We start from the raw sequence: 22294 nt of genomic DNA on the forward strand, positions 1-22294 counted from the left end.
TTTGGCCTCTACTTTACGATTCGACTAAATGGTACACAATAAATACTTTGATCTCATAGATCAATCTTATTACTTTCCGCAAGATGGCTTTGATTTGGAAAAAGATGAATTGATCTTTAATGGGATTCCGCTGATGATGCTCATTGAGAAATATGGCACCCCATTCAAAATGACCTACCTCCCCAAAATAGGAGACCAAATTAAGAAAGCCAAAAATTTCTTCAATAAGTCCATGAAGTCTGTGGGCTATAAAGGCAAATACTTTTATTGCTATTGCACCAAATGCTGCCATTTCTCTTATGTGTTGGAAGAAGTGCTGCAACATGATGTACAGCTTGAAACATCTTCTGCTTTTGACATCGACCTTATTCTGAATTTATACAAAAACGGAAAAATAGATAAAGAAAGAATCATTGTAAACAATGGTTTTAAAACCAAACAATACCTCCACAACATTGCAAATTTGATAAACTCAGGATTCAAAAACGTGATTCCTGTAATCGATAACAAATTTGAATTTGATTCCTATGAACAAATGGTTCATAAGAAAACTAAAATGGGCATCAGGGTGGCTACAGAAGAAGAACCCATGTTTGAATTTTACACTTCCAGATTAGGTATCAGATCGTCTGAAATCGTACAGTTCTGTAAAGACAGGTTCACCAATCATTCAAAGTTTGAACTGAACATGCTGCATTTTTTTGTAGACACTGGGATTAAGGATACAACCTACTACTGGGGGGAACTTAAGAAAGGCATTAAAACATACATTGAATTAAAAAAGAATTTTTCTTCTCTTCAGGCCATCAATATTGGCGGTGGACTTCCGATTAGAAATTCCCTTGGTTTTGAATTTGATTACAAGTACATGATCCACCAAATCGTGCAACTTCTCAAGGAAGCCTGCGAGGAAGAAAACATTGAAGAACCGGATATCTATACAGAATTTGGAAAATATACTGTAGGTGAAAGTGGTGCTACCATATTCTCGGTGTTGGAACAAAAGCAACAAAATGATTCTGAAATCTGGTACATGGTGGACAATTCTTTAATGAATACACTACCGGACAGTTGGGGAATCGCTGAGCGCTTTATTCTCCTTCCAGTGAACAAGTGGCACAATGAATACCGCAGAGTGAACATTGGAGGATTGAGTTGCGACAATTCAGATTATTACAATACGGAAGCTCAAAATCAACAATTGTTTTTACCTCAATACGAACGTGATGATAAAGAGCCTTTGTATTTAGGTTTTTTCCATACAGGAGCCTATCAGGATGCCTTGTCAGGTTATGGAGGTATAAAACATTGCCTCATTCCTTCCCCAAAACATTTGTTGGTGGATAGAGATGAAAATGGAAATCTGGTAGATTGGGTTTACAGTGAAGAGCAGACTGCAAAAGATATGCTAAAGATTCTGGGTTACAAATAGAACTTATTTTTTTTAAAAACGGTTTTCAACATATGAATAAATCCTATAAGCTTGCCACTAAAACATATGCAGGCATTCCAGATAAATTCGCGAAAGCAGATAAAGCAGAGGTAATCCTTACTTCTATTCCTTATGATGGAACGAGTACCTGGGGTAAGGGTGCTGATAAGGGCTTTAAAGCCTTTCTATTTGCATCAGAGAATATGGAACTGTTTGATATAGAAACCAACTCAGAGCCATACAAACACGGAGTATTTCTCGAAAAGCCATTAGAGGTAAAAAATGACAGTCCTGAACAAATGGTTAAGAAGGTTTACAAAAAAACCAAGGAATTATTAAAAAAAGAAAAGTTTCTTACCTTCTTTGGTGGAGAACATTCGGTGAGTATTGGCGTCCTTAGGGCGTATGCTGAAAAGTATGAAAATCTTACGGTACTGCAATTGGATGCGCATACGGATTTAAGACAGGAATACCATGGGAGCAAATACAATCATGCTTGTGCAGTTGCGGAAGCACAGAGAGATACCAATCTGATCCAGGTGGGCATTCGCAGTATGGATATTGAAGAAAAAAAATATTTGGAGCCTTCCAAAGTATATTTTGCACATAACATAATGGACAATGACTACTGGATGGAAGAGTCAATAAAAAAAATGACAGATAAGGTTTACATCACTTTGGATTTAGATGTATTTGATTCTTCCTTGATGCCGAGTACAGGAACTCCTGAACCAGGTGGTATGGAATGGTATCAGGTACTACAATATTTGCGAATGGTATTTCAAAGAAAAGAGGTAGTTGGATTTGATATTGTTGAATTAGCACCAAATCCCCATAATCCTGCGCCTGATTTTCTAACTGCAAAGCTTTACTACAAAATGTTGGCGTATTTATTTGACAAAAAAAGATCTTAAAATGAACAAGGGCCCTGTTTCACAATTTATATCACATCATTACAGACATTTTAATGCCGCAGCGCTTGTCGACGCGGCTAAAGGATACGAAACACATTTAATGGAGGGTGGAAAAATGATGGTGACCCTTGCAGGCGCAATGAGCACTGCTGAGTTGGGCGTTTCACTTGCAGAGATGATTCGCCAGGGAAAGGTGGATATCATCTCCTGTACGGGCGCAAATCTTGAGGAAGACTTAATGAATCTTGTGGCACACAGTCATTACAAAAGAATCCCAAATTACAGAGACCTCACACCGCAGGAGGAGTGGGCCTTACTTGAAAAAGGACTCAACAGAGTAACGGATACTTGTATTCCTGAAGAAGAAGCTTTTAGAAGGTTGCAAAAACACATTTTTGAATTGTGGAAAAAAGCCGACAACAATGGTGAGCGATATTTTCCGCATGAGTACATGTACAAAATGTTACTCAGCGGTATTCTTCAACAATATTATGAAATTGATCCAAAAAATTCCTGGATGATTGCTGCTGCAGAGCGCAATCTGCCTATAGTTTGTCCGGGCTGGGAGGATTCCACTATGGGGAATATTTTTGCTTCCTACGTGATCAAATCTGAAATCAAGGCCAGTACCATGAAAAGTGGAATAGAATACATGGTTTACCTTTCAGATTGGTATAGGAAAAATTCTGCCGGAAAAGGAGTGGGATTTTTTCAAATCGGTGGTGGAATTGCAGGGGATTTCCCTATTTGCGTAGTGCCCATGATGTATCAGGATTTAGAATGGCATGATGTGCCATTTTGGTCCTATTTCTGTCAAATTTCTGATTCCACAACTTCTTACGGATCTTATTCGGGCGCTGTTCCAAACGAAAAAATAACGTGGGGAAAATTAGACATCAATACGCCTAAATTCATTGTAGAAAGTGATGCAACTATTGTTGCTCCTCTGATTTTTGCGTGGATATTAGGTTGGTAATTCTAATTCCTCTTAACCTGAGAATTTGTTTTCGCTAACCGAACTGTATTAACCAGTTTAGGAATCTATATTCTATTTAGACGCTTGTTTGCAAATTCTTTCTTTCAAAGTTTATTTGAAGGCAAAACCTTTATTGCCAGCTTCCTAAAAATAGTTTGCCAACTCCATCTTCATGTGCACCTTTTCCCTTCTCTGTAGGCTATAAAATCCAGAGAGGGTCTATCTGTAAGTTTTAAAAAGATTAGATCATCTTTCCCATTTTATAGACCAGTCGGAAAAGGATTCTGATTGCCATTCCAGGAGAAAATTTTTAATCGGATTATTCCATAAAAAAAGCCCCTCATTTCGCTCTCCTTGCAGAGAGTTGATGAGAGGCCATCCCAAAAACCGATTTTACTTAGACAGGAGACCTCCTCTATTCCTAGAGGAGGCACCTGCTTTGTCTTATCGTCTCATGAAGACTTTAGTCAGTTGATTACTCAACTACTAACATCCTCTTTGTTGCGGTGTGGTTTGTTGCATCCAACTGATAGTACAATAGTCCTGTAGCATTCAAATCGCCTTTGCTGATCTGGTAGCTGTTCAAGCCTTTTTGTCCTTTCAACTCGTATACTCTTACTACTTTTCCAGTAACATCGTATACGGTCAGTTTTACTGCACTTGCTTCAGGTAAACGGTATCTTACTACAGTTTCTTTAGAGAATGGATTTGGCTCGTTTTGATACAACTCAAATACTCCACCTTCCACAACTCCTCTGTCGGTGCGTACACCCATTTTTACCTCTTTCACTTCTTCTGATGCATTGTAAGCTTGTGCTTTGGTCACATCACTTGTGATTGCAAACATCTGGCTTACTTTTCCATTTCTGGTTGCTTTGAATACCAAGGTAAACAATTCTGCATCTTTTCCGAAGCTTTCTCCCTTGTTAGAGTTCCAGCTCGTTGTGATGATTCCTTCGTTTAATCTGTTGGTTCCAAAGTTTGCTTCTGTTGCTTTCAACACGCCTCCTTCAATTCCTTCGAAGATCAAGCTTGACTTGTCATACTTCAAGGTGAACTGGTAACCGCTGATGTTGTTGAAATCGCTTGACTTGAAGCTTACTTTATAGCTTTCTCCAGCTACTACGCTCTTCTCATCCACTTCGATGTTCAACACGCCATTGGTTCTGCTTTGTGTTCTGCTTGCATTGCTTGCAGTTGCATCATTGGTAACATCTCCCATTTTAACCGCTACAAAGTCTACTACTTTGTTGTTGTCAAGCATCAAGCTACTTGTTCTTGGTGCATTCCATGGGTTGTTTTTATCAGGGAATACATAGCTGCTTGGTACAAATGTCCAGGATTTTACTTTGCTGAACTCATTGGTCAAACCAAGGATCAACTTACGTAATTCTGACATATCCGCTGCTGTTACACTTCCGCTGTTGTTTACGTCTGCTGCAATCAATTTGTATGGGCTATTCAATGGGGACTGACCTAAGATATGTTTTTGAATCTTAACAATATCTTGTGTAGATACTCCATTGCTGTGCTCATCGTTTCTGTTTGGACTAACCATGTAGTTTACATTTAACTTCAGATCTCCGAAGCTGTATGGGCTTCCTACTCTCTGTGCCATCATGTTGCCATTGTTGTACAATTGCATGTCTACTGGGTTCGCTACATCGCCACCTTCTGTCTTCAGATTTCCGGTGATTTTTCCGAATGATCCTGTGTTAGGACAGATGTCTTGATTGTCTTGTACAATTACTACTGTCTTGCAGTAATCTTTGTTTCCTTCTTCGTCTTCTACCCACATTTCAACTTCGATTCTTAACTCATCGTTTTGTCCCTGAGCTACGAAATCTGCACAACATACGTTGATGAATGTTTTGGTATCGTCTCCGTCAAAGTAGAACTTCAAGTTCTCTTTTGCAGTACAGTTGTCATAACTTCCGTGATCAAGATCTTTTGCCCAGATCTCAACACAACCAGATGCCGGCATAGGTACTGTGATTACTCCTGTCAAGCAGTATGGTGTTGGTGCTTTGCAGTCTTTGATTTCAAATAAGCTTTCGCATACACCTACGTTTCCGCAACCATCTTCTACAAACCATTTGATTTTGTGGATACCTATTGGATAAGTTCCGCTTGCATCGAATGGATTGTGATCGTCATCTGCAAATGGATTGTGGCTGTATTCAACAGTGTCTCCAGCTGCATATTGTTTTCTGGTCAAGGTTCCTACTCGGAAGTCATAGCCTCCGTGTACTCCTTTTCCATCATTGAACGCGTCAATTTTGTATTCCCAGAACAACCAATCCAATGGGCTACAGTTGTCTGTTGCATCTGCTGTAAGTGAAATGTGTCCAACACAGATTCCCAATGCTGGGTCTATCACTGCCGGCTCACATGGACCTACGTTGCATGTTACTACAGGTCTGTCCTGATCTCTTACTTTGATCACTTGTAATGCCTCCCATCTTCCAAAGTTTGGATCGATGAATGGATCGTACTGACACCAGTCAATTACTACCCATCTTCTCAATACTTTGAAACATGCATCCGGCTCTATGTTGAAGATCTCATCGAAATATTCAATAGACAATAATGCACAGTTGTCGTCTGCATTGTTGATTACCTGTGGTCTTCCTAATTGTGGATTGTCAGGGCTGATGTCTGCGCCACATCCGTCGATCGTTACCGGTGTCTGTGTACATACCCCATTTGGCCACATTAAGTCTGTATATCTTGGATCGTTACAAGTTACATCGTCCACATAGAATGGATCGCAGTCTACAAACCAGATCGTCTGGATTGCAGTCACGTTGATGTTGTTTGGTCCTTGTGTAGATACAATTCTTTGGATTACTCCTTGTCCGCACTCTCTAAGGTCATTTACGGTGATGGTTGGGTTGCTTCCGCAGCCGCTTAACACATATCCGTCAAATCCCCATACTAATTCATATTTTCTGTCCCAATGTGCTGTGTCGAAATACTGATAGTAGTATTCGCATGCTTGATTTGGTGCAGGTTTTGGTACTGCGTTAGTCTGTACATATCCAGGATATCCTGTATAGTCGTTTCTTTCGCAGAATTTGTAACATACTAAGTCTTTTGTTACTACTTTCTTTCTGTCAGATAGGTTAGTTACTACTCTACCGAAAGTTGCATCGTTAGGATCTGTAAGTTTGGTAATGTCAAACCAGAACCAGCAGCTTACTACGATATTTGGTGGTGCTACTACGGTAGGTACACTCTTGTTCTGTACTTCCACCTCGATCATACAATCGCTGAATCTTCCGTTCAACACGCTGCTTGTGCTGGTCATTCTGATTGGTGTAACCGGGCCTGGGCCTGGATCCACATCAAATACCCTCAACACAACCATTACTTTTGTTCCTACGTCTGCACAGCAGAAATAAGTGCAATCGTCAAAATAAACCTGATTTCCAGCTAAGATGCTGTTGTCATCTCCGTTTACTCCGTTACAAGCTACTACGTTGTTAGAGTTGCTACCGTTGTTGGTTCCCAACAACTCAGCCATTCTGATCACTTTGAAGTAGATGTGAGGTTGACAGTTGTCAAATGATCCTTCGTCAAATGATTCTGCGCAAACTTTTGCAAGATTTGATCCCGGTGTTTGATTTCCGTTGATGCTTACTGTGGTTACTGAACGACAGATAGCTTGTGGCGGAACACGGTCAACTACGTTCAACACAACTCTTTTCTTAGTTATGTTTCCGCAGCAATCGATTGCATTGATGTATCCGATTTGGATTCCTTCAGGCATGTTTACCACAACATAACCAGAAGTCTCATCACCAAGAACAGTTCCTTGTTCAACTTCTACTGTATAATGTACTTCATTAGAACAGTTGTCTATGATCCAGGCTGGTGGAACTTCCCAACGGCCTACACATGCATAAGACTCCATGTTTACTCTTGCAGAATCCGGATAAAGAACTTGTGGTCCTTCAACATCTGTAACTTTAATGATTTGGTTATGACCACCTAATACGCTGGTACACCAGTCCATTACAGTCCATTGTCTCAATACTTTGTAACATCCTACTGGACCTGCATCACAACCAGGAGTTGCAAGGTTGAAAACAACATCTTTGTAAGTAACGCTTAAGTTAAAGCACTCAGCTCCACCTGGTTTTCCAGTTCCAATCCACATGATGTGGCGATCTGGTCCCCAGCATAATGGGTTAGTCTGTGACCATTGTCTGTGTGATGGATAGTATACAGGATCAGGATTTGGATGTCCAAACCATGGGCTGTTTACATCATCGATACAATTCCATCCCAATACTCTTGGCAATCTTCTGTTTGGATATTGGTCAGGTTGATTAGGATTAGCTAACCAGAATGCAGAGTCCAAAATATATCCATCCACGCACTCAGGGAAATCTGCCATGTGTGGGGTAACGTTTTTGTTTCTGTCTATCTTCTCATCGCAAGCCAACATTGGAAGATCCAAGTTGTCATAATTTCCTGGAACAGTAACTTCAAATAAGTCACCTAATCCTATCGTAATAGTCTGAACGCAAGTTCCCCTGTTTCCGGATCCATCCACTGCTGTCCAAGTTCTTAAAATTCTTCTTGAATAACCAAGTGCACAATTTCCTTGCGTGCTATTGTCTCTGTAAGAAAGATTTACACCTCCACAATTTTCAACTATAGATGGTGTTCCTGTATTAGCAGGAATTGGATTGATCGCACAAGAGAAAGTTCTGTCTGCTGGGCAGGTAAGGATTGGAGCCAATTTGTCTTCAACCGTTGCATGTCCCCAACAGCTGTTGCCGGTTTGAGGGTCACGTACAGTAAGTTTTAATTCCTTACCAATATCTGATCCATTGATTTGAACACCAGCAAGATTTGGATTGCGGTCGATTAAACCACCACCTGTCCAATATCTTGCTTCTACAATATAGTTATCATAACATGCATAAGGACCTCCTTCAAGGACCATATCTGCTCCAATAGTAGCAGAACAATTTTGATCAAGGCTTATTTGGATCTCATCGTTACAAGCTAAAGCTCTTGTTGGATTTGCATAAGCATTTACACAAACCTGAAACTCACAAGTAGCCACATTACCCACTGCATCTGTAGCTCTGTAGCAAATTCTCTGGCAACCAATAGGGAAAAAACATCCCGGGCCATAAGGTGCACCACATGTCTGGGTTATTGGCACTCTTGTAGATGAAGCTAAGTTATAACCAATAACACCAATCCAGTTAGCACCTCCAAATCCAAATGAACTATTGATGAAAGGCGCAGCGAACTGTCCTCCCGTGTATGTAGCACCGTCAATAGGTGTATTGATGTTTGCATCACCCATTGCTCTACCGCCGCAACCTGAAAATAAGGAAGCATTGGTACCACCGGTACCCGGAGCATGAATGTAAATACCTCTTCTCTCACCTGCAGCCATGGTTAAGCAACCTACAACAGTAGTTTCGGTTTCAATTGGCTCACATCTTTTGATGGTATCTGAGCGAGTACCTGTAAGGAGATTGAAACTGTCTATAGTATTGGTAAACTGTCCACCAAACCTAGGAGTTCTGGTAGCGCACTGGGTCCAGGCACCAGGCGTAGCTTGTACTGGCACGTGACTACCCGGAGCAGTTGTATAATAGATTGTGTGGGGAACATTAGCAAAAGCTCTTTCGCCCAACAACTGGAGATTCAAAATGCTTCCTGAAGTGTTGATCAAGTCAAACATCACACCCCAGCTTGCAGCTCCACCGGTGATGGACCAGTAAGATGCAGGTGGTAAACAAACCGTAGCCGTGCTTCTGTTTCCGAAATAAGCACCAGCAGGGCAATTATCCATTGCCATAAACATAGGTGCATTCCATGCCACTTCACATTCTCCGGGACCAGCATTTAAGTTAACCAAACCACCCTTAGGGCAGTCAGGTGTAAAAACAGGAGGTTGCAAATCTAAAACTGTCACTGTAAAAGTTACTACTGTAAATCCAGAAGTTGCAGTAACGGTAGTAGTTCTTCCTGCAGGAAAAAATGAACCAGAAGGAGGAACCACATTCACAGCCCCACAACCTGTTGAGGCACCAACGTTAAAAAAAACATTTGCACCACAAACGCCAGGATTTGAATTAACCGTGATGTTGGCAGGAGCAGTTAATGTACAACCTGCTGGTGGGCTAAATTCAATACATTGACCCTGACTGAGGATACCCTGATTGAATCCTAACTGAAGAACTGAAGTTCCTGCAGGACCGGCAATACCTACCGTTGCCCCGGAACCGTTTCCGTTATTTAGGTCAAGATATCTAAATTGAATTCTGTTGGTTGTTTCAAACAACACAACTTCGAAATCCACCGGATCAGATCCTCCAAAGAAAGGTTTATTCCATTGGATGATAAACCTTCTGTTAGGCGCAGTTCCCATGGATTGAGTATAAACTCCGGGAGCACCGTTTAAGTCATCCCAAAATGGAAAAATACCATTATTTCCAATAGCTAAAGCCAGGTTAGTAAATGGTGCACCTGCAATATTTGTGCCAGGGAAAGTTAGAAATCCATTGGTTGCTACGTTTACGGTAGTTTGATTTACACCGTAAAAAGTAAATGTCCAAGGAAGCGCAATAGTAGTCAGGTTGTCGTCTCCTGCGGAGTTGGCAACAAAAGTACCTGACGTCAATATATTTTCGTAGGCACTGTTACATGCCGCTGAGGTGTATTGTGCCTGTATGTTGTTCACAAACAAGGCTAATACAATTACACTCAGATAATTTGTAATTGTTTTGATTTTCATGAGATAATGAGTATGGGATGAAGAATTATTGCTTGATAACAGCAACTAATGATTGGTATTCCGGAGTATTCAGTACTGCCTTGATAGTACCATCAACATCCAAAGCATTTCCGTTCTTTTTAACCAGATTAGCATAATAGTTCACATCAATGTTGCTGATCAATACAGAATAGGTATCCATATTGACATCGGGACGATTAGTCAAAGCATCAATCATCCTTTTGTACAAACTTACAGTAATCATCTGTTGGGAACCCGGGCCAGCTTGTTTCGCCTGGGGCAAAAGTAAATCGTGTGCTGCCTGCAAATCATTTATTGCGGTATTGGCAGATTTTAGAGATGGAAGGTTATATGCCTGGGCTGTAATTTGGTTTTCACCAAGAAAAGCAGCACCAAACAAAAACACAGTCAAAATAGCTAATTTCGAAACGAATCCTGACAAAGAAAATTTCGTTTTTTTCATGAGATTTAGTTTTGGTTTATGTTAATAATATATTATAATTCAATATTTTACACTTAATCACTCAAATAAATGAGCGAGACTTTTTATAATAATTACCAAACACAAAAACCCAAAACCAAAATACACATTGTATGATGGACAACAGTAGAATCTCCTAAAATCAGGAATTCACTGAATTTTTCACTAATAATCGACTTAAATTTCTTTTGGATGCTTCGTCCGAGAGGAATGAAAGTCTTGAGTTTGGTAAATATCAAAAGGATCCTATTTCTAGGACACCAGTCAGGATCAAAGGTACAAATGCATTATCTCTGGTAAATACCTACAAATAAGTATTTATAATATTAAATAAATATACCATTTGTTTTATTGTTGCACTGGCTTCAGATTGAATAACATGCTCAATCTATTCCATAAAAAAAGCCCCTCATTTCGCTCTCCTTGCAGAGAGTTGATGAGAGGCCATCCCAAAAACCGATTTTACTTAGACAGGAGACCTCCTCTATTTCTAGAGGAGGCACCTGCTTTGTCTTATCGTCTCATGAAGACTTTAGTCAGTTGATTACTCAACTACTAACATCCTCTTTGTTGCGGTGTGGTTTGTTGCATCCAACTGATAGTACAACAGTCCTGTAGCATTCAAATCGCCTTTGCTGATCTGGTAGCTGTTCAAGCCTTTTTTGTCCTTTCAATTCGTATACTCTTACTACTTTTCCAGTAACATCGTATACGGTCAGTTTTACTGCACTTGCTTCAGGTAAACGGTATCTTACTACAGTTTCTTTAGAGAATGGATTTGGCTCGTTTTGATACAACTCAAATACTCCACCTTCCACAACTCCTCTGTCGGTGCGTACACCCATTTTTACCTCTTTCACTTCTTCTGATGCATTGTAAGCTTGTGCTTTGGTCACATCACTTGTGATTGCAAACATCTGGCTTACTTTTCCATTTCTGGTTGCTTTGAATACCAAGGTAAACAATTCTGCATCTTTTCCGAAGCTTTCTCCCTTGTTAGAGTTCCAGCTCGTTGTGATGATTCCTTCGTTTAATCTGTTGGTTCCAAAGTTTGCTTCTGTTGCTTTCAACACGCCTCCTTCAATTCCTTCGAAGATCAAGCTTGACTTGTCATACTTCAAGGTGAACTGGTAACCGCTGATGTTGTTGAAATCGCTTGACTTGAAGCTTACTTTGTAGCTTTCTCCAGCTACTACGCTCTTCTCATCCACTTCAATATTCAACACGCCATTGGTTCTGCTTTGTGTTCTGCTTGCATTGCTTGCAGTTGCATCATTGGTAACATCTCCCATTTTAACCGCTACAAAGTCTACTACTTTGTTGTTGTCAAGCATCAAGCTACTTGTTCTTGGTGCATTCCATGGGTTGTTTTTATCAGGGAAATCATAACCGCTTGGTACAAATGTCCAGGATTTTACTTTGCTGAACTCATTGGTCAAACCAAGGATCAACTTACGTAATTCTGACATATCCGCTGCTGTTACACTTCCGCTGTTGTTTACGTCTGCTGCAATCAATTTGTATGGGCTATTCAATGGGGACTGACCTAAGATATGTTTTTGAATCTTAACAATATCTTGTGTAGATACTCCATTGCTGTGCTCATCGTTTCTGTTTGGACTAACCATGTAGTTTACATTTAACTTCAGATCTCCGAAGCTGTATGGGCTTCCTACTCTCTGTGCCATCATGTTGCCATTGTTGTACAATTGCATGTCTACTGGGTTCGCTACATCGCCACCTTCTGTCTTCAGATTTCCGGTGATTTTTCCGAATGATCCTGTGTTAGGACAGATGTCTTGATTGTCTTGTACAATTACTACTGTCTTGCAATAATCTTTGTTTCCTTCTTCGTCTTCTACCCACATTTCAACTTCGATTCTTAACTCATCGTTTTGTCCCTGAGCTACGAAATCTGCACAACATACGTTGATGAATGTTTTGGTATCGTCTCCGTCAAAGTAGAACTTCAAGTTCTCTTTTGCAGTACAGTTGTCATAACTTCCGTGATCAAGATCTTTTGCCCAGATCTCAACACAACCAGATGCCGGCATAGGTACTGTGATTACTCCGGTCAAGCAGTATGGTGTTGGTGCTTTGCAGTCTTTGATTTCAAATAAGCTTTCGCATACACCTACGTTTCCGCAACCATCTTCTACAAACCATTTGATTTTGTGGATACCTATCGGATAAGTTCCGCTTGCATCGAATGGATTGTGATCGTCATCTGCAAATGGATTGTGGCTGTATTCAACAGTGTCTCCAGCTGCATATTGTTTTCTGGTCAAGGTTCCTACTCGGAAGTCATAGCCTCCGTGTACTCCTTTTCCATCATTGAACGCGTCAATTTTGTATTCCCAGAACAACCAATCCAATGGGCTACAGTTGTCTGTTGCATCTGCTGTAAGTGAAATGTGTCCAACACAGATTCCCAATGCTGGGTCTATCACTGCCGGCTCACATGGACCTACGTTGCATGTTACTACAGGTCTGTCCTGATCTCTTACTTTGATCACTTGTAATGCCTCCCATCTTCCAAAGTTTGGATCGATGAATGGATCGTACTGACACCAGTCAATTACTACCCATCTTCTCAATACTTTGAAACATGCATCCGGCTCTATGTTGAAGATCTCATCGAAATATTCAATAGACAATAATGCACAGTTGTCGTCTGCATTGTTGATTACCTGTGGTCTTCCTAATTGTGGATTGTCAGGGCTAATGTCTGCGCCACATCCGTCGATCGTTACCGGTGTCTGTGTACATACCCCATTTGGCCACATTAAGTCTGTATATCTTGGATCGTTACAAGTTACATCGTCCACATAGAATGGATCGCAGTCTACAAACCAGATGGTCTGGATTGCAGTCACGTTGATGTTGTTTGGTCCTTGACTGGATACAATCCTTTGGATCACTCCTTGTCCGCATTCTCTAAGGTCATTGACAGTGATGGTTGCAGGCGATCCACATCCGCTTAACACATATCCGTCAAATCCCCATACTAATTCATATTTTCTGTCCCAATGTGCTGTGTCGAAATACTGATAGTAGTATTCGCATGCTTGATTTGGTGCAGGTTTTGGTACTGCGTTAGTCTGTACATATCCAGGATATCCTGTATAGTCGTTTCTTTCGCAGAATTTGTAACATACTAAGTCTTTTGTTACTACTTTCTTTCTGTCAGAAAGGTCAGTTACTACTCTACCGAAAGTTGCATCGTTAGGATCTGTAAGTTTGGTAATGTCAAACCAGAACCAGCAGCTTACTACGATATTTGGTGGTGCTACTACTGTAGGTACACTCTTGTTTTGTACTTCCACCTCAATCATACAATCGCTGAATCTTCCGTTCAATGGACTTGTGGTACTGGTCATTCTGATTGGTGTAACCGGGCCCGGGCCTGGATCCACATCAAATACCCTCAACACAACCATTACTTTGGTTCCTACATCTGCACAGCAGAAATAAGTACAATCGTCAAAATAAACCTGATTTCCAGCTAAGATGCTGTTGTCATCTCCGTTTACTCCGTTACATGCTACCACGTTGTTAGAGTTGCTACCGTTGTTGGTTCCCAACAACTCAGCCATTCTGATCACTTTGAAGTAGATGTGAGGTTGACAGTTGTCAAATGATCCTTCGTCAAATGACTCTGCACATACTTTTGCAAGATTTGATCCCGGTGTTTGGTTACCGTTGATGCTTACTGTGGTTATGGAACGACAGATAGCTTGTGGTGGAACCCGGTCAACTACGTTCAACACTACTCTTTTCTTAGTTATGTTTCCACAACAATCTGTTGCTATTATGTAACCGGTTTGAATTCCTTCAGGCATGTTTACAACAACATAACCAGAAGTCTCATCACCAAGAACTATTCCTTGTTCAACTTGAACTGAATAATGTACTTCATTAGAACAGTTGTCTATGATCCAGGCTGGCGGAACTTCCCAACGGCCGATACATGCATAAGACTCCATGTTTACTCTTGCAGAATCCGGATAAAGAACTTGCGGTCCTTCAGAATCTGCAACTTTTATTACTTGATTATGACCACCAACGATACTGGTACACCAGTCCATTACGGTCCATTGACGTAAAACTTTGTAACAGCCAATTGGTCCCGCATCGCAACCTGGGGTTGCAAGATCAATTACAACATCCTTATAAGATACAGCTAGGTTAAAGCACTCAGCTCCACCCGGTCTTCCTGTTCCAATCCACATGATGTGGCGATCTGGTCCCCAACATAACGGGTTAGTCTGTGACCACTGTCTGTGTGATGGATAGTATACAGGATCAGGATTTGGATGTCCAAACCATGGGCTGTTTACATCATCGATACAATTCCATCCCAATACTCTTGGCAATCTTCTGTTTGGATATTGGTCAGGTTGATTAGGATTAGCTAACCAGAATGCAGAGTCCAAAATATATCCATCCACGCACTCAGGGAAATCTGCCATGTGTGGGGTAACGTTTTTGTTTCTGTCTATCTTCTCATCGCAAGCCAACATTGGTTGGTCAAAGTTGTCATAATTTGGTGGAACAGTAACTTCAAATAAGTCACCTAATCCTATCGTAATAGTCTGAACACAAGTTCCCCTGTTTCCGGATCCATCCACTGCTGTCCAAGTTCTTAAAATTCTTCTTGAATAACCAAGTGCACAATTTCCTTGCGTGCTATTGTCTCTGTAAGAAAGATTTACACCTCCACAATTTTCAACTATAGATGGTGTTCCTGTATTAGCAGGAATTGGATCAATCGCACAGGAGAAAGTTCTATCTGCTGGGCAGGTAAGGATTGGAGCCAATTTGTCTTCAACTGTTGCATGTCCCCAACAGCTGTTGCCGGTTTGAGGGTCACGTACAGTAAGTTTTAATTCCTTACCAATATCTGATCCATTGATTTGAACACCAGCAAGATTTGGATTGCGGTCGATTAAACCACCACCTGTCCAATATCTTGCTTCTACAATATAGTTATCATAACATGCATAAGGACCTCCTTCAAGGACCATATCTGCTGTAATAGTAGCCGAACAATTCTGATCCAAACTGATTTGGATTTCATCATTACAAGCCAAAGCTCTGGTTGGATTGGCGTAAGCATTTACGCAAACATCAAATTCACAAGTCGCAACGTTTCCTGCTGCATCAGTGGCCCTATAACATAAACGAGTACATCCTATTGGGAAGAAGCATCCAGGACCATAAGGAGCACCACATGTTTGTACCACTGGAACCACACTGTTGGCAAACAAATATTCAAAATCACCATTAAACATCCTCACGGAAAAAGTACCGGCCACATTGAATGGCGTATTTGCTGCACCAAATTGACAACGACTGGCTCGTACGTCAATTCCGAGATTAGGGTCTCCCTGAATTGTATTTGAACAAGGTGCTGCCGGATTTACATAAAAGAATGATCCTCCGTTTGGTGAATAGATTGCAATTCCTCTGGTCTCACCAGGGCCAATAATTGCATTACTTACAACCGTTGTGTCGAATATAGTTTGCCCTTGGCAATTAATTCTGGAAACAATATTCTGCGTTCCAATGCCAAATTTTTCAAGCAATCTTGGGTTTCCCGGAGGAAAAACAGGTTGTCCAACTTTAGCAGAATCTCCTGCAATCTGAGTCCATGCGGAAGCATTATTTGTTACCGGAATATAAGATCCGGGAGCATTGGTCATATAAATCCGGTACATATTTCCGGAAGCGGTCCAAGGCATAAAGTGCAAAGCAGTTAATGCCATACTCCTTCCGCTGGTATTGATTACGTTAAATAGTAATCCAACAGAGAAACCGGCGGTACCGGCCAAACCATTGTTTGCAGCAAGTGTACAACCAACAGCACGTGTACTGGCACCAAAGAAACTATTACCCGGACAATTGTCCATGGCCATAAAATTTGGTGCATCCCAGGATACTTCACATTCACCAGGTCCTGCATTCAAATTTACCCTATTGCCTTTAGGACACGCCGGTAAGAAAGTAGGTAACTCTGTATCCAAGACAGTTATTTGTTGAGGACCTCCTACTGCGAATCGACAATCATTGGCTACAATCCAGTAAATATTATATACCCCTGCAGCAGGAAATACAATTCCCGGAGCGGTGCAAGCATTGCCAATTGTGAGGGGGCTGCATACAGTAGTTGCATCTACCAGGGTTGTTGAATACCTTATAGAACTCGCACAACTACTTATTCCAAGACAAGCCACTGGAGCTGGTGTACAAGTACCTGGCGCCATAGATATCGTAATCGGGGCAGGGATTGCTGGCAATGTTGGTGCAGTTGCCAGAACAACTGACCATGATAACATAGGACCAGTATCACCGCCCACATCGTCATAAAAAATTAATTCCAATACGTCTCCAGGCTGAATGGTCATTGCTGCTAAAGTAGAAATATTTCCATTCGGATCAGTTGCGCACTGAGCAGAGTTAATTAAACCCTCAGGACGGAAAGTTCCGGTGAAAGGAGCAGTACCGGCAGAGACCAAAGGACAACCTAAATTGTCGCAAAATTTTGTGTTGGTATAATTATCATTACCCGCACCATTGTCCGTACTTAGTTCAATAATTTGATCTGTAGTTCTGTTTCTAAGATAAAAATCTACATCTGAATCAAAGGTGTGGTTGAAATTCACATTCACACTGGAAATGATATAATTACCGCAAGTTCCATCGCCTAAGGGACGGGGAAGTGTTGCAGTGAATACCGTTCCTCCTGTCCATGCCACTCCAGGTGCGCCACCACCACTTGCATTGCTTTGTGGGACTACCGTACAACCGCCTGTACCAGTATAAGGAATAATACTATTGCCTCCATTGTTTATGATATTTCCATTAACGGTAACCACCGGTTGTGCCTGGATTAGACCAGCAACAAACAGTAGGCAGATTACCACCGACAATGAAGTTTTTGTAAATAATTGCTTCATGAGATTCATTTTTTTATTGTTCTTGAAAGGGATTTTAAAGCTTAAGTCTATTTAGGATGTGGGCAAAATCACCCGTCCAACTCTTAGACTTGTACAATTGGAAAGCCTCTGTGTCTGTTATTCTATCCCACTTTACCGAAGTATTCAGAAATGCGGAGGTTAGTGCATATTCTGTAGTTGGTTTAATCTGGGTAGGCTCATTTAAAAAGTCAAGAATAGACATGTACAAATCCAATCTTCTCTCATTCATGGGAGTTGGATTTGATTTGTATGCTTCTCCAGCAAATTCTAATTCTTCTCTGACTATCGTTTGAGCAGTCAAATTGTCTTTAAGGGCTGGGAATACGCTTTGGGATTTTGCTGTCAAACTGATCAAAGCGAAAATTGCCAGAAAAAAAAGCTTGGTAATCTTCATAAGGATTGATTTAATTAATTTAATGATTGTGAGATTAGTTTTTTATAATTCTTATAAGGGATTGATATTCAGGAGTAGCCAAAACAGCTCTAATTGAAGGATCCATTTCAATAAGGTTACCGCTTCTAACCACGAGATTGCTGTATTCCTGCATATCCATACTGCTAAGTACCACATCGTAAGTACTCATGTTAGGATCGGATCTGTTCAGTAATGCATCCAGTACCCTCTGGTAAACCTTTACAGTTGGCCAAAGTGTGGAATTCGGACCTTGTTGCTTTGCTGTTGCCAGCACGTTGCCGTACTCCAAATTCAGATCCTGGTAAGCTTGAGTAGCAGGTTTTAAGGTGGGTAGTCCGTAAGAAAGTGTTTGAGCAAAGCTCCGGGTGGAGGAGGCCATAAATATGGTCAAGATTGCAAAGAACAAGAACTTAACAAAAGGACTCCTTGAATGTAAATTCGCCTGTTTCATGAGTTTTGGTTATATTGAAAAAAAATCAAATCAAATATGTACCAAGTACCAAAAATGTCAATATCCAAAATGGAAAATAAATGGCCAAATCGGCAGAGCAATTTATAAACCAAAACACAGTTTTAAAAAGGAATCCAATTGCAGACTAGAACACTTTTAAATTCTTTAAAGAATTTAAAAAGAAACGCAAATACTTAATAATGACTTAATTATCTTTTTGGATGCTTCGTCCAGGAGGTAATTAGTCCTGAGTTTGGTAAATAAATCAAAGCCTCCATGGTAAGTGGAAACTTTCAGCCCAAAGTTACGAATGAATAAAAGTCATATATTACCTTTAAATATGTATTTTTTATATTAGATAAAATTATAATTTGAAATCCTTTTTGACCTCATTGGTTAAAAACCTTTTCATTAAAGTCCTGATTCAATTTGTAATTCGAAAAATTTAACCGAATCTTTCCCTGGGTCAGGATTGGAGGGGATGCCTGAATTTTAGTCCTTGAATTTAGATCTGCAGACATCATTTTGGGAATTTTGAATTTACCCACTTCTATTCCAAAAACCATCAATTCAGGGAGCTTGCTCCCGGGTTTCTCGTCATATAGATATTGGATTTCTACCGTTCCATTTGACTTTGTAGTAAGTGAAGATTTAACAATTCTTCTTCTTGTTGCATCGACCCATATTTTAGCCAGAATCAATTCCTCATGTTCTTTTGGAACCAACTGAATAATTCTGATGATGGAACCTGGATTGGTTTCACTTCCCCCGTCAATACAGACGTAGCTTTCCGGATCTGAAATAAGTTCCATTAGATAGAAGGGATTTTGCTTTGGCATAAATGCAATGCCCTCAGTCTTCACTTTGAATAAATTGGGTTGTTTGAAATACACCTTTCCCTTAACCGGATCAATATTAATATAAGGGATCTCAAAACTGATGTTTATGTCGGCTGTATATTTTTCAATTTTTTTAAAATCCTTTTGGATCATTTGTACCAAAATTTCAGCCTTTTGACCAATTGCTTTGCCCATTAAAATTGAAAGGCCAAATATCATGGTAATCAAAGTCCTGCTCACGAGTGTATGTCTTTTCGATTAAAGTAATATATGGAAACTCCTAAAAACAAAATGATATGCAAGATGAGAATGAGGATGGAGGTCTGCATAATGCCCCAGTCAACTGGTTGATCAAACATATTGCGCCATACGATCATATAACTTGTAAAGAGAAATGGTTTGATGTGATCAAATAATGGCAAATCAAAACTTCCTATGATGGTAAAAATCACAATAACCGCCATGGTTAAAATGATGGGTCCAATAGAATTGTCCGTAAAACAGGAAAGCATCAAGGAAAAAGAGGAGACCACACTTAAACTCAAAAAAGCAATCCCAAATGCCGCATAAAATCGCCACAAGACATCATTACTTTTTAAAACAATTATGGTTTCAGATTTTAAAATGATCAGATCACCTTCACCAAATAAAAGCAAGGATCCACCTAAAGCTAAAGCCCCCAGTAAAAGCAACAAAAGGAGTACGTAAAAACTTCCGGCTATATATTTTGCCATGACTACCTCAGTTCTGGAAACTGGTCTTGTTAGCAATAGCCGCAAAGTTCCGTTTGCCGCTTCCCCACTGATCACATCTCCTGTAACCAATGCAACCAGCAAAGGCATTTGGATGATGAGTGTCTGAAGTATGATGAAACACACCAGATAACCATTCAACACCTTTCCCTCAATGCTTAAAAAACTCTCTAGCTGTTGAAAAATAAATTCAATATATGAGGCCCCATCTATAAATAGTGCAAATTCAATGATAAAAACTATCAGCAATATTGCAACAAAACCAATATAACTCCTGGGCCGTTTGGCTATTTTGTATAATTCCGTTCTGATCAAAGCGTACATCATCTCAATTTCCTGTAAGTTTGAAAAAATAATCCTCCAGTTTGCGCTTATAGTAAACTGAATAAATCTTTATTCCACTTTCAACTAAAACCTTGTTGATTTCAGCAATTAATGCTTTTGGGGCCTGGCATTGCAGCTCCGGTAGTAGAAATTTTTGACCCACAATGGATGGCCAATTATAAATGGATCCTCTCATTTGCCAGGGTGTATTATCTGTCTCCATCACAACCACCAATTCCTGATCATTAATCAAAGTCTGAACGTTGCCTTGAACAATTGCTTTTCCCTTTATTCATAATCACCATATGGTCAGCAATCAGCTCAATTTCAGATAAGATGTGCGAAGAGAGGATCACAGTCTTACCAGATAGCTTCAAATTAAAAATCATCTGTCGCAATTCAAGAATCCCACTTGGATCAAGACCAGTCGTAGGTTCATCGAGAATAACCAAATCGAGGATTATGAATAATTGCCTGAGCAATTCCCAACCTTTGCTTCATGCCATGACTATAGGTAGCAACTTTATGTTCGCCCGGGAAGACATCCAACAAAATCAAGAACATCCTCCATTCTTTTCGGATCTGGCCTGATGCCGCTTAGCCTTGACAAGCAAATTCAAATTTTCAATTCCGGTCAAATAAAGATAAAAATCCTGGTTTTTCAATAATGCTGCCAATCCTGAAAGTATTTCCTTGCGATGATTATTCAGATCTTTTCCAAATACTCTTAATAATTCCTTGATCAGGACTTATCAGGGACAACATCATTCTCAAAGTAGTACTTTTTCCTGCGCCATTCGGGCCCAGAAATCCATAAATGCAATTTGCTGGAATGACCAAATCAAGATGATCTACTGCCAGAATATCCTTGTATGTCTTACTTAATTGTGAAATTTCAATCATCCCGGAATCCATTTAAAACTAACGCTCATATCACCAAATGGTTTTAGAAACATTGATTAAAAAGGTATGCTTCTTCCCTTTTAAATTCAATAATTTCATATCCTTCACATCATACGGAATTGAAATCCCACTTTTGTGTGCAGGAACAATTTCCCATTTCTTATTTTTGTCTTGCATCAAAAGACAACCGATACCGGCATCTGCTCGTGTAGTTTCTATTTCTGAATGAAGTTGATTACCCGCTAACAGGATATCCTTAATCCCGTCTCCATTTAAGTCTTGCACCAAAATGGATTGAACAGGGGCAAATTGAGCTTCAACAGGTAATTTCAATAGCTCAAAGTCATTTTGTTTTTTAATAAAAAATGCAGAACTAAATAATTTTGCTTGCAGTAAAATACCCTTATCAGAAACCTTGGGTAACAAATCATTGATTCCGGCATCAGCAAAAGATCTGAAGGTTGGAAATTTTTTACTTATCGAAGGAAGCTGTTCAGATGCGCATTGTTTGCCCCTAACGGGAACAATAAGCTTGTCTTGATATTTTGCAAGAAACACATCATAACTTCCATTCTGATCGTAGTCATCACAATAAACCTGAAAAGGCTTTTCAACGGAAGCATGAAATTTATAATTTTCTCCAAGATTACCTGCGATCAAATCCAATTCTCCATCTCCGTTTAAATCTTCAGCTAAAATTTTATTCCACCAGCCTTCCGTATTTGAGAAGCCATATTTTTGTGGATCGGCAGGAATTAAATTTTTGTCCTTCCATTCAAATACAGATACGGGCATCCACTCTCCTACCACAATCAATTCAAGAATTTGGTCCTTATTTAAATCCATCCATACAGCGGAGGTAACCATCCCAAGCTTTAAAAGTGCTGTTGCCTTTTCAGATGTGACATCCTTGTATTGACCTTTGCCTGTATTTTCAAGTAAATAGCTTTTTGGAGAAAATGGGTATTTATCTGGAACAGTCCTGCCTCCTCTAAATATATCCAGATCGCCGTCCCCATCAAAATCAGTCACCGCCAAACAAGATCCGGAAGAAGTAA

Annotated in this window: 13 protein-coding genes; 3 read left to right on the plus strand and 10 right to left on the minus strand. The window is 40.1% G+C overall.

The features are described from left to right. Positions 1 to 28 precede the first annotated feature (28 nt). Genes IPJ83_17755 through IPJ83_17765 form a run of 3 tightly spaced genes read left to right on the plus strand, consistent with a single transcriptional unit; the run spans position 29 to position 3322 of the window. Complete coding sequence (locus IPJ83_17755; protein ID MBK7882378.1) at positions 29 to 1432, plus strand: arginine decarboxylase; 1404 nt, start codon at positions 29 to 31, stop codon at positions 1430 to 1432. A 32-nt stretch (positions 1433 to 1464) separates the two neighbouring features. Continuing rightward, positions 1465 to 2346 (plus strand): agmatinase, encoded by an 882-nt coding sequence (gene speB, locus IPJ83_17760; protein MBK7882379.1) that lies wholly within the window; start codon positions 1465 to 1467, stop codon positions 2344 to 2346. A 1-nt stretch (position 2347) separates the two neighbouring features. Continuing rightward, positions 2348 to 3322, plus strand: a complete 975-nt coding sequence (locus tag IPJ83_17765; protein ID MBK7882380.1) for a deoxyhypusine synthase family protein — start codon at positions 2348 to 2350, stop codon at positions 3320 to 3322. A gap of 475 nt (positions 3323 to 3797) precedes the next feature. Here the strand turns inward: IPJ83_17765 and IPJ83_17770 are convergent, their stop codons facing one another. The 10 genes from IPJ83_17770 to IPJ83_17815 form a co-directional block, all read right to left on the minus strand. After that, on the minus strand, positions 3798 to 10091 hold the full coding sequence (locus IPJ83_17770) for an HYR domain-containing protein (GenBank protein MBK7882381.1): 6294 nt from the start codon (positions 10089 to 10091) through the stop codon (positions 3798 to 3800). 25 nt (positions 10092 to 10116) lie between these two features. After that, a complete protein-coding gene (locus IPJ83_17775; GenBank protein MBK7882382.1) occupies positions 10117 to 10554 on the minus strand; it encodes a hypothetical protein in 438 nt (145 codons plus the stop codon). A gap of 566 nt (positions 10555 to 11120) precedes the next feature. Further along, positions 11121 to 17531, minus strand: a complete 6411-nt coding sequence (locus tag IPJ83_17780) for an HYR domain-containing protein (protein ID MBK7882383.1) — start codon at positions 17529 to 17531, stop codon at positions 11121 to 11123. Positions 17532 to 17565: 34 nt separating this feature from the next. Then, positions 17566 to 17946, minus strand: a complete 381-nt coding sequence (locus IPJ83_17785; protein ID MBK7882384.1) for a hypothetical protein — start codon at positions 17944 to 17946, stop codon at positions 17566 to 17568. A gap of 34 nt (positions 17947 to 17980) precedes the next feature. Beyond that, complete coding sequence (locus tag IPJ83_17790; GenBank protein ID MBK7882385.1) at positions 17981 to 18418, minus strand: hypothetical protein; 438 nt, start codon at positions 18416 to 18418, stop codon at positions 17981 to 17983. Between the two features lie 389 nt (positions 18419 to 18807). Next, positions 18808 to 19452, minus strand: coding sequence for a hypothetical protein (locus tag IPJ83_17795; GenBank protein ID MBK7882386.1), 645 nt, complete (start codon positions 19450 to 19452; stop codon positions 18808 to 18810). A gap of 41 nt (positions 19453 to 19493) precedes the next feature. Continuing rightward, positions 19494 to 20333 (minus strand): ABC transporter permease subunit, encoded by an 840-nt coding sequence (locus tag IPJ83_17800; GenBank protein ID MBK7882387.1) that lies wholly within the window; start codon positions 20331 to 20333, stop codon positions 19494 to 19496. Positions 20334 to 20337: 4 nt separating this feature from the next. Further along, positions 20338 to 20586, minus strand: coding sequence for a hypothetical protein (locus IPJ83_17805; protein ID MBK7882388.1), 249 nt, complete (start codon positions 20584 to 20586; stop codon positions 20338 to 20340). A 449-nt stretch (positions 20587 to 21035) separates the two neighbouring features. After that, complete coding sequence (locus tag IPJ83_17810; GenBank protein MBK7882389.1) at positions 21036 to 21236, minus strand: ATP-binding cassette domain-containing protein; 201 nt, start codon at positions 21234 to 21236, stop codon at positions 21036 to 21038. A gap of 30 nt (positions 21237 to 21266) precedes the next feature. Further along, the coding region (locus IPJ83_17815) for a VCBS repeat-containing protein (GenBank protein MBK7882390.1) at positions 21267 to 22294 on the minus strand (1028 nt) is incomplete at its 5' end.

Source organism: Candidatus Vicinibacter proximus (genome assembly GCA_016713905.1).
Classification (GTDB): domain Bacteria; phylum Bacteroidota; class Bacteroidia; order Chitinophagales; family Saprospiraceae; genus Vicinibacter; species Vicinibacter proximus.